This is a genomic window from Bradyrhizobium sp. AUGA SZCCT0182 (assembly GCF_018130185.1).
Taxonomy (GTDB): domain Bacteria; phylum Pseudomonadota; class Alphaproteobacteria; order Rhizobiales; family Xanthobacteraceae; genus Bradyrhizobium.
Map to the genome: position 1 here is coordinate 1 of NZ_JAFCLY010000015.1, position 12,695 is coordinate 12,695.

Genomic DNA, 12,695 nt, shown 5'->3' on the forward strand with positions numbered 1-12,695 from the left:
GAAATCGTGTCAAGTAGAAAATTTCTGTAAATCAAAAATATTTCTGTTGCCGGCCGACCCAAATCAGTGCGCATCTATCGCCATCCCGTCCCACTCAGAGGGCGTCGGCCGTCGTCACGGACGTTGGGCGGGTTGCGGTGGACGCTGGTTTACGCCTCGACGACGGCGTGGATAAGCGTACGGCAAAACCGTGTGGTCCTGGCACCCGTTGCAGGTGTCAAGCTGTCGGGTAGGCGTGAGCCGAACGGCGGTGACGGAGTCAACCAAGAACTCGTCTCCGGGGAGAGCACGATATAAGCCGTAAAGCCATTGCGCAGGGAAGGCCGGGTGTTCTCCGCTGCCCTGTATGCTCGTGTGCAGCATTTGTTGTGCTAACCGCACACGAGACCGCGGGTGCAGCGCGCACCCGGTCTTCCCTGCGCCCTCTATTTGAAGAGGGCGGGAAGTTTCTGGCAAAGCTCGGGCGCAATGCGTCGCGAGATCGCGAAATCACGTTTTGAATGATTGCGCATCTACAATCACCGCTGTCGTCCCGGGCTTGACCTCAGATGCGCAATTGCGCATCGGGGGACCCATAGCCACAGGAAAAAGTTTTGCGAACGGTCTCTGTTACCGCGTCTTCATCGAGAGCTCACGCGGTATGGGTCCCCCGATGCGCAATCGCGCATCTGAGCTCAAGGCCGGGACGACGAGTGGAGAGCGTGAGGGCGCCAAAACGGACTGCGCCTCTGCCCGAACCGCATGGGTCCAAACACGGGGATGAATTGACTCCAAGGCTTAACCGGCTGCAAATGCAGCCAAACACTAATGGCGAGGGAAAACACCATGGCTGACGCGCTGATCATCGACGCCTGCAGGACACCGCGTGGCATTGGCAAGGCCGGCAAGGGTGCGCTCGCCGGCATCCATCCGCAGCAACTCGGTGCCACGGTGTTGCGTGCGCTGGCAGATCGCACCGGGATTAATACCGCTGACGTCGACGACATCATCTGGGGCACCAGTTCCCAACGCGGAGCGCAGAGCGGCGACCTCGGCCGGATGTCGGCGCTGGACGCCGGCTATGATGTGCGCGCCAGCGGCGTCACGCTGGACCGGTTCTGTGGTTCCGGCATCACCAGTGTCAACATGGCGGCCAACTCCATCATGTCGGGCTCCGAGGATCTCGTGATCGCCGGCGGCACCGAGATGATGTCGATGGAGGGTCGCCGCGGCGAGGGGCCGTTCATGATGGACAATGGCAACCTTCGTCTGCGCGCCCGGCACCCGCAATCGCATCAGGGCGTCTGTGCCGATGCGGTGGCGACGCTGGAGGGTATTTCGCGTCAGGATGTCGATGCTCTGGGCGTCGAGAGCCAGAAGCGCGCGGCCGCCGCCATCAAGGGCGGTCATTTCGACAAGAGCCTCGTGCCGGTTCACCGCGAGGACGGCAGCCTTGCGCTGGACCGCGAGGAATATCCGCGTCCGCAGACCACGCTGGAAGGCCTTGCCGGGTTGAAGCCCGCCTTTACCGCGGTCGCGGACTATCCGCTCGACGACAAGGGCACGACCTACCGCAATCTTATCCTCGACAAATATCCCGATCTCGACATCAACTTCATGCATCACGCCGGCAATTCCTCCGGCGTCGTTGACGGCTCGGCGGCCATTTTGTTGGCTTCGCCGAATTATGCCAAGGCACATGGCCTGAAGCCGCGGGCGCGCGTGGTCGCGATGGCGAACATGGGAGACTCCCCAACCCTGATGTTGAATGCGCCGGTGCCGGCTGCGCGCAAGGTGCTGGCCAAGGCAGGCCTCACGCTCGATGATATCGACCTGTTCGAAATCAATGAAGCCTTCGCCGTCGTCGCCGAAAAATTCATTCGCGACCTCAAGCTCGACCGCGACAAGGTCAACGTCAATGGCGGCTCAATCGCGCTCGGTCACCCCATCGGCGCGACCGGCTCGATCCTGATCGGTACCGTTCTCGACGAACTGGAGCGGCGCGACCTCAGGCGTGGCCTGGTGACGATGTGCGCCGCCGGTGGCATGGCGCCTGCGATCATCATCGAGCGAGTCTGAAGCGTTCTCGAGCGAAGAAAACGCGATCAAATCAAGCGGCGGGAAACTGCAGTTCGAACGCCACGTCCTTGTCTGATGGCAACAGCCGGATCGATCCGCCGTGACTCGCCATCACGGCCTGGACGATCGCGAGTCCCATTCCGGTGCCGCCGGTGTCGCGGCGGGTGGTGAAGAACGCGTCGAATATCTTCTCCCGGTTAGCTTCCGATATCGGATCCCCGTCGTTGCTCACGGTCATCTTGACCGTGGCACCTTCATCGACCGCTGCCAGCCGCACATTCCCAGCGTTGTGACGAATGGCGTTGTCGGTCAGATGCGAAAGGACGATGAGCGCCTTCTCGTTGGACATGCCGATCGAACGTTCGAGACAGCCGGTGGCGTCGATCGCGCGGGTGGGAAAACGGCTCCTCAGTCCACTGACGACCTGGCTTAATTCGGTGTGCTCGTTCTGCGGCGTGGTCTCGGCGCGCGCCAGTTCGCGCAGCCGCTGCGTCATCGCTTCCAGGCGCTCGGTGTCACCCAGAATATTCGATACGAAAGTCTTCTGCTCCATCAGTGTGAGATTGCCGGTCTTGCTCTGCAGCGAATCCAGCAGCAGTTCGGCGGCGCCCTTGATCGAGGTCAGCGGCGACTTCAGCTCGTGGGTGAGATGCGACGAGAAGGTCGCGATGTAATCCGATCGGCGCGACAATTGCTCGGCCATGTCGAGAAAGCTGTGCGACAGCTGGGAAAACTCGCGGGTGCCGTAATGCGCCAGCGGCTGAAAGGCGTCGCGGTCGCCGCGGCTGATACGGGCGGCGCGATCGACCAGCTCGCGCATCGGCCGGGTGATGGTGCGGGAAAACACCAGGCCAATGATCACAGTGGCGAAGATGACGGCGAAGCCGGCAAGAATGAACTTGCCACGCTCCTGATAGAGATGGTCGAAGATGTTGCTCGGCGTCCTCGATAAGTAGACGACGCCGGCAACGCGGTTGTTGACGACGACGGGCATGGCCGAAAACACGTGAACGCCGACGCCGCGGCTGATCGAGTAGATCGGCGGCGGGGGCTTGTCGGGGACCCTGATCCGCAACGCGGCGCGATACTGCCCCTGCAGCGCCGTCGCCACCTCCTCGATATGCGCCAGCGATTGGCCGACTTCGTTGCGGCCGGCGATCACGACGCCGCGGGGATCGAGGATCCGGAATCCCGCCAGCGTGACCTTCTGCGTTTCCAGGATGATCGGCATCAGCCGCGCACCGATCTCGACATAGGCCGGAGATGCGGGAGCAGCGGCCGGAAGCGCGTCGGGCCGCCGCCTCAGCAGATCTGCGCCGGCGGCAAGGTCGAGTGCCGGCCGGATTGGCGTCATCTTGTCGTCCGAAACCGGACGCGCATCGGGCGGGATTTCAGCGCCAAGGACGACCCCGGCATTGAGGCGGGATTCCACCTCCCGCGCATAGACCGCGGCCAATACCCGGCTTTGGGCAATCAACTCGGCCTGCGTCTGGTGAATGAGCTGGTTGTCATAGAGCCGAAAGAAGAACAGGCCGACCAGAGGCAATGCGGCCACAGCAGCCAACGCGGCAAAAATGATCATGCCGACCGACGGCCGCCATTTCTCGCCGGCCCGCGATGTCATGCGTGCGGCTCGCATCGGCCGAGCTTGAAGCCAACGCCGTGGATGGTCTCGATGACATTGTCGCAATTCACCGCGGCAAGCTTGGCGCGAATATTGCGAATATGGCTGTCGATGGTGCGGTCCGACACCTGGATGTTGAGCTGATAGGCGGCATTCATGATCTGCTCGCGGCTGAAGACCACCGATGGCCTGGTCAGAAAAGCCCTGAGGATTCCAAATTCGATGGCGGTCAGGCGAAGCGGTGTACCGGCGAACGCCGCAACATGCTGTTCCGGATCAACCAGCAGCCCGCCCTGGGAAAGCGCCGCCGTCGCCTTGGTGTCCGACCCACGCTGCGAGGTGCGGCGCAGGATGACATTCACCCGCGCGACGAGCTCGCGCGGGCTGAAAGGCTTGGTGACGTAATCGTCGCCGCCGATCTCGAGGCCCAGCACGCGGTCGATCTCTTCGTCGCGTGCCGAAAGAAACAGGATCGGAACGTCCGATGACTTCCGGACCTCCCGGCAGACATCCAATCCATCGAATTCCGGCATGCCGATATCGAGAATCATGAGGTCCGGCCTGTCGGCGGCGAAGCGGGTCAAAGCTTCCTTGCCGTCCCGCGCCTCGAAGACGGTCATCCCGGCCTTCCGGAGCGCGACCCGGATGACTTCGCGAATATGCAGGTCGTCATCGACGATGAGGATACGGTGTGTCAAACGTCTCTCCGGACAAAGGTCGTCGTCAACTCGCGGTCGAACTCTTTGAGGCGTCCAGAGTACGCTGGAGCCGCCAGCTCCGAAAACCCCAGGCGCGCCAGGATGCCAAATCATTGAGATGCTGTTCTACAAGGTAGTTGCGGCGGAAAACAAGGTTTGGATCGAAGCTGCGGAGGGCAATCGCCCTGTCGATGGCGGGCAAGGCCTGAGGACCGAGATGAAACAGATAGTTGATGTCGACCGGGACACCCTTTCCCGTGGCTTCGCGGCTATGACCGACATTGTAGTCGGCGATAACAGCAGGAAAATTGACCAGCGAACAAACATAGAGCGTTGCGATCAAAGTGATGAGGTTCGCGCGGATCAGCCAATCGTTCGAACGATTGAGCCTGATACGGGCAACGATAAGCAGCAGTCCGAACGCGACAAGCAGCATCCAGATAAAGGCTGCGACGCGCCACCAGGTCAGCAGGTAGATCTGCACATAGAGATCGAGCCGCAGGATGGATGACGCAACCAGCAGGACGTTCTGCGCGACCCAGAGATAGACGAGCGGCCGGATCACCTTCGATTGCTCGGCCGGGCCGCCGGGTCTCATTGCGATGAGTACGAATCCGGCAGCCAGCAACGCGGTGAGGATCAGGGGATAGGCGCCCCGGTGCGCATAGGCCGCGTAGCTGATGTCGGCCGGCAGCGTCGCGTTGCCCCAGAGAAAGAACACGTCCAGGGCGGTTTGAACCGCAAACAGCAAATTGAACAGGATCAGCGAACGCAGGATGGTCGCCACACCGAAGAAGTCGACGTCATGAACTGGCTTCTCCTGCTCCTCCGTTACCGATACGACCAAGTCGGCCGGCACCTCGGACTTGCGGCGCCACCGGACGTGGATAAAGGGCCAAACGAGTGACAAAGCGGCTGCCCAAAACAGCACCCGTGCCAGGCTGATATAGGAGGTGGCGCTGCCGGGGTTCATCAGGCTGATCCATTTCTCAAGCAGCGGATTGGCCGATACGAACAGCAAAGCGAAGATGCCGCTGAGAACTACCGGAATGAACCACACGGTGAAACCTGCCGTCAGCGCCGGGAGATTGAACGCGCTGATGGCGTCCCGGAGCAATCTGAACGGGCCGACCAGATAAAGGTCGCAGAGCGCGGCGGCTTGTTCGCCAACGCCGGTCAGTTTGCGATCTGTCGTTAGCGAGAGGCCAACGCCGAGCGCCACGACAATGAAGAAGAGTGAAGCGGCATTGAATTCCTCGACGGCCGGGATGAGGGCGGCGAGCACAAGGAGACCGGCAACTAGAACCTTCGCTTTGTTCAGCCTGGTGAAATTGGCGAGCAGCGCGCCGCCGGTTAGTGCAATGGCGAAGATAGCAGCGGATATTCCGGTTCGCTGGCCGTAGAACAGCCAGTCGGCCAATGCCGCGAGGGCCAGGGCAATGGCCGGCTTGATTGGGAAAGTGCTTTCCCGAATGGAGCCTGCATGGGGTGCCGGCGTGGAGAATTCAGCCATTGTTGCGCTGCCTGTCTGGAGGGAAAGATTGCAGACCAGCGCCGCCGAGAGTGGCTCAGAGAGCCACCAGCCATCATTGGCTAAACGCGAGGGAATCGGCATTCAAAGGTCGTCACCGGTTTGCAAGACGAGCTATGCGCGGCCGTTGTGCAAATGCCGGGAAGGCGGTCTGCAAGACTTCAGGATTCTTATGCAGTTTCTGTGCAGCCACGCTTATGCGCTCGCGCGGCAATAACAAGTTTGATACGGCGATGGTCTCGCCTGTAACAAACGCACACAGCATCGTCCTTCATGCAAATCATCAAACGTATCGGCGTCGGCCTGATCTGGTTCGCGGGGTTGGCTTTCATTTTCATCGCGGCGAACAAGAACGATCCTTATCTGATTGCGTTGCGTGGTACGGGTAACATCGTTCTTGTCGCGGTGAGCGTTGGCGTTCTCGCCTGCCTGCTTCGTGGCGGTCACTGGCGCAGGCGAGGGCTCGCGGGAAAACTACTGGCCCTGCTGTGGTGCCTGCCGCCGCTGTCAATGCTGTGCGCGCAAGCCTCGTTCGAGTTGCGCAGACGAAACGTTCTGCAGACCGACGTCGTACAGGCGCGTAGCCTCGGCCAGCATTTCATGGTGGGGTATTCATCATTCCCTGAAGTGGCTGCTTTGGCTGAAAAAGGCCTGATCGCCGGCATCTACATCACCAAACACAATGTACGAAGAGCACCGGCGACGCTGAAATCTGAAATCTCGGCGCTTCAGGAAAAACGACGTGCCGCCGGCCTGCCGCCATTGATTGTCGCCGCCGACCAGGAAGGCGGCATCGTCTCGCATCTGTCGCCGCCCCTGACCAAATTGCCTGCGCTCTCGACGCTGGCGAACCTTCCGCCGGATGTTCGCACGGAGAAAGCGGAGGCGTTCGGGCGAACTCATGGCCAGGAACTGGCGGCGCTTGGCGTCAACCTCAATTTGGCGCCGGTGCTGGATTTGCGACCCGACGCGAAGCGTAACCGGTTCGATTTCAACACGCTGATCGGCCACCGCGCGATTTCCGACGATCCGGCCATCGTGGCCGACATCGCCAGGTCCTATGTCCATGGGCTTGAGGCCGTTGGCGTCGGTGCGACCGTGAAGCACTTTCCGGGGCTGGGGCGGGTTCGTGCCGATACCCATCACTTCAGTGCCGATCTCGATACGCCTCTGGCGGAGCTCGAAGCGTCCGACTGGCGGCCGTTTCGGGATGTGCTGGCGGGCTCCAGGGCGCAGTTAATGATCGGGCACGTGACGCTGACCGCTGTCGATCCCGATCGCGCGGCGTCGCATTCCCGGCTTGTGGTTGACGGCATCGTTCGCAAGAAGTGGAATTATCAGGGCGTCATCATGACTGACGATCTGGTGATGGGCGCGATCTATCAGAACAATGTCTGCACAGCGGTGGTGGAAGCGCTCAATGCCGGCGTCGATCTGCTGCTGGTCGCCTTCGACGGTACGCAATTTTACCGGATCTTCGCGTGCGCCAAGGAGGCATCTTCTCAAGGGAAACTCGATTCGGTAACGCTGCGCGACAGCGAGGCACGGCTAAAGCGGGCATTGCCGCCGGATTGAGAGAGACGCCCCGTCGCGGTCTCGGTGCTGGAAGGTCTGGCGTTTGCCATGTAACATCCTCTTACGACGCGCCGGTCGTCGCCGCAGGTACCATCGTGGCGGGCCGGAAAAGACGTCCTCGGGGTGGTGCAATGCAGTTCGGAATCTTCGATCAAAACGATCACGGGCCCTATCCGCTCAGCGAACAATATGAAAATCGGCTGCAATTGATCGAATTCTACGATCAAGCCGGATTCCGTACATACCATATGAGCGAGCACCATTCGACGCCGCTCAATTTGACGCCATCGCCAAGCGTGTTCCTTGCAGCGGCGGCGCAGCGCACCAAGCGTCTGCGCCTCGGTGCGCTGGTCTACGTATTGCCGACGCACCATCCGCTGCGGTTGGCCGAAGAAATCTGCATGCTGGATCATCTGAGCCGGGGCCGGATCGAGGTCGGGATCGGCCGAGGCGCGTCGCCGCATGAGCTGCATTATTTTGGCGTCGATCCGGACCAGGCACAGGCGATGTATGTCGAGGCCTACACCGTCATCATGCAGGCGCTGACGCAGGCCGAGGTGAATTTTCAAGGCAAGCACTATCAGTTCACGAACGTGCCGATCGACATGAAACCGGCGCAGCTTCCGCACCCGCCGCTATGGTACGCGGTCCCGGTGCCCGAGGGCGCGGTCTGGCCGGCGCAGAACAGGATCAACATCGTGTGCGGCGGGCCGCTGCCGCGGGTACGTGAGATTACCGACCGCTTTCGCGCCGAATGGGCTGCGGCGGGCAATTCGCCGGAACAGCTGCCGCTGCTCGGGATCAACCGTTTTGTGGTGGCGGCCGACAGGGACCGGGAGGCGATGGCGCTTGGTCGCCGTGCCTGGCCGAACTTCTACAGCAGCTTCATGAAGCTCTGGAAGAAGCACGGTACGCAGCCGCGTTTCGCCCGGCTGCCCGAGGATTTCGATACGATGGTACAAAACGGCGGAGCGATTGCGGGATCACGGGGCACGATCCGGGAGCAGGTCAGAAGGATGACCGAGGAGGCGGGCGCCAACTACTTCATCAGCCAGTTTTCGTTCGGCAACCTCAGCCAACAGGAGGTACTGCACTCCGCTGGCATCTTTGCGCGCGAGATGCTGCCCGTGGCGCGGGAGCGCGTGGCGCAGACCGTCCAGGAACACCAAGGATGATCATTCGCGTTATCGCATCGAGCCGATCCGTCGAAATCGATGACCCCGAAAATTTCAAGGCATTCTCGGTCCGCATCGAAGGGGCGATGGATTCCACCGTGCAGGCAAAACTGCTTGGCAGCGTGGCCGTGCGCAGCGATCGCGAGCATGCCTGGATTTCGGAGAAGGTCTTGCGCGATTGGCCTTCGCTCACATACGAGGCGTGGTGGCAGGATGGCCTGTCGAACATGATCGCAGCGGTGCAGAAATTCGGCTGGATCGATCAGGTCAACCATTCGATCCGCGCCCACATCGAATACGCGCCGTAGCGGTTTGGTGGACCGCAGCCTCGCTCAGTAACGAGTGCTGAGCGCAGGTTTGTAGTCCTGCCGCCTGGACCACGACGTGTAATAGGCAACGCCCGCCATGATCGCGATTCCGGCGATGCTGACCAGGAAATGCATCGCGAGCGAATTCGGTCCCGTGATCAGGAAGAAATGCCCTGCAAAGGAAAGGAAGACACCGGCGCAGAAGACAGGCAACCATTCTTCCCCGCACTTCACGATCGGCCGCAGGGCTGGCCGTTGAAATCCATGCCAGTCTCTCGGGACCGCGAACGAGAAGAGGAAGGCAAGAGTGAGGAAATGAAGTACCCTGTAAGGGGCCAGATTTTCCTTTTCATTTGGAAGGAAGAAATCGAGCACGGCGTCAGGAACGATTCCAGCCAGCTGCGGCACGTTTCCCGTTACGGTCACGATCAACGCGAACAAGAGATAGAGCAAAGCCAGTATGCGCAGGATCGAAAGATCCTGGAGCGAACGAATCGTCCGCATTTGCCTCGCGCTACCCAACGCGAACCAGGCGCCGAGCACGAACAGCAACTGCCAGGCGAATGGATTGAAATACCAGTGCCCGTCTGGAAATGAGGATAGATTCCAGTCGAATTTGCGGGCGGCGAGGTAAAGGACAATCGACCCGGCTGCCGTCAGGTTCGGCCGGCGCAACATTCCGAACAATACGACCGGAAAAAATGCCATCAGGACGATGAAGAGCTGCAACACATCGAGGTTGAGCGGCTTGGCCTGGAGCAGCAGGCCGTAAATCAATGTCCGGATCGTGTGGCCGAGGATTCCGGCGACATTGAATTCGTGGATGATTTCGGGCGCCGCCGATTTCCTGGCGACGTATCCGATCAAGTCGATATAGATCACGAACAGGACGACATAGGCGGCGTATAGCTGCCATACGCGCCTGAAAATGCGGGTAGCGGTGACCAGGAAACCGCGCTCCAGCATCATTTTTCCATAGAGGATTGCGGCGGTATAGCCGCCGACGAACACGAACAGGTCGGTTGCGCCGCTGAATCCGAAATTCCGCAGGGTCAACAGGCTGACTGCGTTATGCGGAATGTGATCCAGAAATAAGAACCAGGCAGCGATACCAAGCAGCAGACTGAGCCGGGGATCGCCGTCGCGTGCGGCGATCTCGGCCTTCATTGACGGAAACATGGAGTGTAAGAACTTTGCAAGCCGGAGAAAATCGAATCGCTTATGTAGCGCAATTGTCTGCGCCGTCCGAGTAGACTTTGCGTGACGAATATTTAAGGAAGCCGCCGGCGATCAAGGCCCGTTAATGATCACATTATTTTGACGACGGAACAGGGTTGCGCGAGTTCAGACGGTTTCGTGTTTTCGCAGGTCGCGTCGGTGGTCGAACTGGTCGGCCTGCAGATCGACGCTCGCCGCGCCAATGTCGGGAAGCGCGGCTTCGTTCAGAATGTCGGCGGTTATGTCCTCGACGGAGGAATCGACGATTTCATGGATAAAACTGATGTTCCTGTATTCACCCGACGCAATCCGCGAGATGACCTCGCGCCGGGTGATTTCAGGATCGACAATGGCCTCACGGCCACGCCGGCCGTAATCGATCATCACGACGAAATACTGCATATTTGGCAATCTGTCAGTCACCCTGGAACGGATGACACCAGTATTACTGAAAAACAGAAAAAGTCAAGCAAGAATTCGGCAAAACAGCAATCAAGGCGGCGTGTGGCCTGTTCCCGACGGCCGGCCGGCCGAATCACTTGATGGCTTTACCTGCCGAATCGCTTCCCTTTCGCCGGCATCCCGTCCGCTATTTTGCCTTGGCCGCCTTGCGTGTCTTCGCAGCTGCCTTATTGCGCAGGCGTTCGATCTGACCCCGCGGCAGGGTGACGCAGATCTCGCCGATCCATTCGAGTTTCACGCCCGTGATCGGCTTGGCGTTGAAGCTCTTGAGATTGACCAGAGGTGAGGACTTTCCTCGCTCGATCGTCTTCAAATAGCGCTCGCCGGTCTTCAGGCGCACGACAGCCTCTTCGCCGTAGAAGCTCGACAGCGGATGGCGCTGATCGCGGAAAACCACGATAACGTCGCCATTTTCGTATTTTGGCAGCATGGAATCGCCTGCAACTTCAAAGGCGATGGTCTCTTCGGCCATCGGGAAGGGCAGTTCGACCTCGCCGAGGCCCTCCGGCGGCACCTGTTCATGCTCTGGCTCGATCGTTGCGCCGGCGCCGACGCGCCCCATGATCGGCACCGAATTCAGCCCGAGATATTCCGTGATCGGCGCGATCTCGGACGCCTTGATCAGCCGTATCCCGGACAGGATTTCCGAGACTGCGCCCGCACGGACCCCCATGGCGTCCGCCAGGCCACCCTTGCTCTTACCCGTCCTCTCAAGTGCCCGTTCGATCATTTTGACGTCCAGCATGGTTCATCCTTTCCCGAATTTCGGAAACACTAGCAGTTACGATTACCAGAAACAAGCTTGACTTTTTGTTCGGAATATCGGAAATAAACGAGGGGGCGTCGGGCGGCGCTGAAAGAAACAGGAAATTCGGTAATGGAACCAACAGACTGGGCGCCCGAGCACTCGGGCGCGCTGCGGGAGCTTTTTGCCCTGCATTTGTCCTTTGCCCGGATCGCGGCAACTATCAACAGGAAATTCAACACAGCTTACTCGCGCAACGCCGTGCTGGGCCGTGCCAGGCGGATGGGGCTCGCCGGGGACGATCGGTCCGGATCGTCCCCAGGCGTGGAGCCGCAGTTGACCCGGCCGGGCCAAATTCACCTGGTAGAGGCAACATCGCTCAGGTTTCCATGGCCGGTGCCGCCGCTTAGAGGGATGAAGCCGGTCGAGCTGCGTTGTGTCGAGATCGATCCGCTCCATCTTTCCCTGATCGAACTGGAACGCGGCAATTGCCGCTACCCTTACGGTGGGGACGAAGAGGGGGAAGCCATCACCTTCTGCGGTCATCCACGCCGGCCTGGCTCGAGTTACTGCACACCGCATTTTCATTTGAGCCGCGGCCCCGGCACGCCATCGGAACGCACGGCGTGCACTGTCTTGCTCAAGCTGGTTGAGACGGCATGAACAGCAACGCCGGGTTCTTCCGCGCGCAATCCAAATCCCATCGTTCTTGAAAGGAGATCATCCGACATGCCGAGAGCCAAGCGGAACAAGCCGTATAACCCTGCAAGGGCCCATGACCGGAAATCCCGGGATTTGCCACGCAACGCCGAGGTCGCGACCGTCGAGGTTGACAATCCCCTGGCGCTGGAGCCGGGTGAGAAGATGGTTGCCCTGCGCTCCATCCGCAACGATCCGCTTGCCCGTCTGCATTCGCATCGCCAGATCGACGAGGCGCAGTACCAGGGCGGGCGGGCCTTTCAGAGCGATTGGGAGAGAGCCGAGCGCGGCCCGCGCGCTGTCGATCCGACCAGGGAGTACGTGGATGGCGGTCAGATGCGCGAGCCGATCACCGAGGGGCAGCGCAAGGCCGTGCTGCGGCTCAATCGCGCCGAGCGCGAACTCGGTGCCGACGGTTCGGCGCTGGTGCATGACGTCCTTGTCCACGGCTTGACTATGGCGCAGGTCGGGCAACGGCGGGGATTGCTCACCCAGCGCTGGAAGGACTATTTCGCACGTCGGTTCTGCGAATGCCTCGACCGACTAGCACTGATCTATGGGTTCGCGAACGCCAATCCCGTCAAAACGCCCCCGCGATGAAG

General features: G+C 60.4%; 12 protein-coding genes. 6 read left to right on the forward strand and 6 right to left on the reverse strand.

Annotated elements, in window-relative coordinates; all coding sequences use genetic code 11:
* Positions 1 to 825: 825 nt before the first annotated feature.
* A complete protein-coding gene (locus tag JQ611_RS17460; RefSeq protein ID WP_212466102.1) occupies positions 826 to 2,058 on the forward strand; it encodes an acetyl-CoA C-acetyltransferase in 1,233 nt (410 codons plus the stop codon).
* 31 nt (positions 2,059 to 2,089) lie between these two features.
* Here the strand turns inward: JQ611_RS17460 and JQ611_RS17465 are convergent, their stop codons facing one another.
* The 3 genes from JQ611_RS17465 to JQ611_RS17475 are packed head-to-tail and all read right to left on the reverse strand — an operon-like array spanning position 2,090 to position 5,995.
* Entirely contained in the window at positions 2,090 to 3,682 is a 1,593-nt protein-coding gene (locus JQ611_RS17465; RefSeq protein WP_212466103.1) for an ATP-binding protein, read from the reverse strand.
* The gene (locus JQ611_RS17470) at positions 3,679 to 4,380 is read right to left on the reverse strand and encodes a response regulator transcription factor (protein WP_212466104.1); all 702 of its coding nucleotides are present in this window, start codon (positions 4,378 to 4,380) and stop codon (positions 3,679 to 3,681) included. The genes JQ611_RS17465 and JQ611_RS17470 overlap by 4 nt, the downstream gene beginning before the upstream one ends.
* Before the next feature lie 25 nt (positions 4,381 to 4,405).
* On the reverse strand, positions 4,406 to 5,995 hold the full coding sequence (locus JQ611_RS17475; RefSeq protein ID WP_249133245.1) for a DUF4173 domain-containing protein: 1,590 nt from the start codon (positions 5,993 to 5,995) through the stop codon (positions 4,406 to 4,408).
* 189 nt (positions 5,996 to 6,184) lie between these two features.
* Here JQ611_RS17475 and JQ611_RS17480 point away from each other — a divergent pair, with 189 nt between their 5' ends.
* The 3 genes from JQ611_RS17480 (at position 6,185) to JQ611_RS17490 (ending at position 8,969) form a co-directional block, all read left to right on the forward strand.
* Entirely contained in the window at positions 6,185 to 7,486 is a 1,302-nt protein-coding gene (locus JQ611_RS17480) for a glycoside hydrolase family 3 protein (protein ID WP_212466105.1), read from the forward strand.
* 131 nt (positions 7,487 to 7,617) lie between these two features.
* Entirely contained in the window at positions 7,618 to 8,661 is a 1,044-nt protein-coding gene (locus JQ611_RS17485) for an LLM class flavin-dependent oxidoreductase (protein WP_212466106.1), read from the forward strand.
* Complete coding sequence (locus tag JQ611_RS17490) at positions 8,658 to 8,969, forward strand: hypothetical protein (RefSeq protein ID WP_212263905.1); 312 nt, start codon at positions 8,658 to 8,660, stop codon at positions 8,967 to 8,969. Before JQ611_RS17485 ends, JQ611_RS17490 begins: the two co-directional genes overlap by 4 nt.
* Positions 8,970 to 8,993: 24 nt before the next feature.
* Here JQ611_RS17490 and JQ611_RS17495 read toward each other — a convergent pair whose 3' ends face one another.
* From JQ611_RS17495 to JQ611_RS17505, 3 genes are all read right to left on the reverse strand, one after another.
* On the reverse strand, positions 8,994 to 10,148 hold the full coding sequence (locus tag JQ611_RS17495; protein WP_212263906.1) for an OpgC domain-containing protein: 1,155 nt from the start codon (positions 10,146 to 10,148) through the stop codon (positions 8,994 to 8,996).
* 165 nt (positions 10,149 to 10,313) lie between these two features.
* On the reverse strand, positions 10,314 to 10,589 hold the full coding sequence (locus JQ611_RS17500; RefSeq protein ID WP_212263907.1) for a hypothetical protein: 276 nt from the start codon (positions 10,587 to 10,589) through the stop codon (positions 10,314 to 10,316).
* 187 nt (positions 10,590 to 10,776) lie between these two features.
* Complete coding sequence (locus JQ611_RS17505) at positions 10,777 to 11,394, reverse strand: XRE family transcriptional regulator (RefSeq protein ID WP_212263908.1); 618 nt, start codon at positions 11,392 to 11,394, stop codon at positions 10,777 to 10,779.
* Positions 11,395 to 11,526: 132 nt separating this feature from the next.
* Between JQ611_RS17505 and JQ611_RS17510 the strand changes: the two genes are divergently transcribed.
* Positions 11,527 to 12,057, forward strand: coding sequence for a GcrA family cell cycle regulator (locus JQ611_RS17510; RefSeq protein WP_212466107.1), 531 nt, complete (start codon positions 11,527 to 11,529; stop codon positions 12,055 to 12,057).
* A gap of 66 nt (positions 12,058 to 12,123) precedes the next feature.
* A complete protein-coding gene (locus JQ611_RS17515; protein WP_212466108.1) occupies positions 12,124 to 12,693 on the forward strand; it encodes a DUF6456 domain-containing protein in 570 nt (189 codons plus the stop codon).
* The last annotated feature ends 2 nt before the right edge of the window (positions 12,694 to 12,695 follow it).

Coding starts and splice junctions, on each gene's coding strand:
- JQ611_RS17485 (WP_212466106.1), top strand. CDS start 7,618: ATGCAGTTCGGAATCTTCGATCAAAACGATCACGGGCCCTATCCGCTC.
- JQ611_RS17475 (WP_249133245.1), bottom strand. CDS start 5,995: ATGCCGATTCCCTCGCGTTTAGCCAATGATGGCTGGTGGCTCTCTGAG.
- JQ611_RS17515 (WP_212466108.1), top strand. CDS start 12,124: ATGCCGAGAGCCAAGCGGAACAAGCCGTATAACCCTGCAAGGGCCCAT.
- JQ611_RS17465 (WP_212466103.1), bottom strand. CDS start 3,682: ATGACATCGCGGGCCGGCGAGAAATGGCGGCCGTCGGTCGGCATGATC.
- JQ611_RS17510 (WP_212466107.1), top strand. CDS start 11,527: ATGGAACCAACAGACTGGGCGCCCGAGCACTCGGGCGCGCTGCGGGAG.
- JQ611_RS17490 (WP_212263905.1), top strand. CDS start 8,658: ATGATCATTCGCGTTATCGCATCGAGCCGATCCGTCGAAATCGATGAC.
- JQ611_RS17480 (WP_212466105.1), top strand. CDS start 6,185: ATGCAAATCATCAAACGTATCGGCGTCGGCCTGATCTGGTTCGCGGGG.
- JQ611_RS17495 (WP_212263906.1), bottom strand. CDS start 10,148: ATGTTTCCGTCAATGAAGGCCGAGATCGCCGCACGCGACGGCGATCCC.
- JQ611_RS17500 (WP_212263907.1), bottom strand. CDS start 10,589: ATGCAGTATTTCGTCGTGATGATCGATTACGGCCGGCGTGGCCGTGAG.
- JQ611_RS17505 (WP_212263908.1), bottom strand. CDS start 11,394: ATGCTGGACGTCAAAATGATCGAACGGGCACTTGAGAGGACGGGTAAG.
- JQ611_RS17460 (WP_212466102.1), top strand. CDS start 826: ATGGCTGACGCGCTGATCATCGACGCCTGCAGGACACCGCGTGGCATT.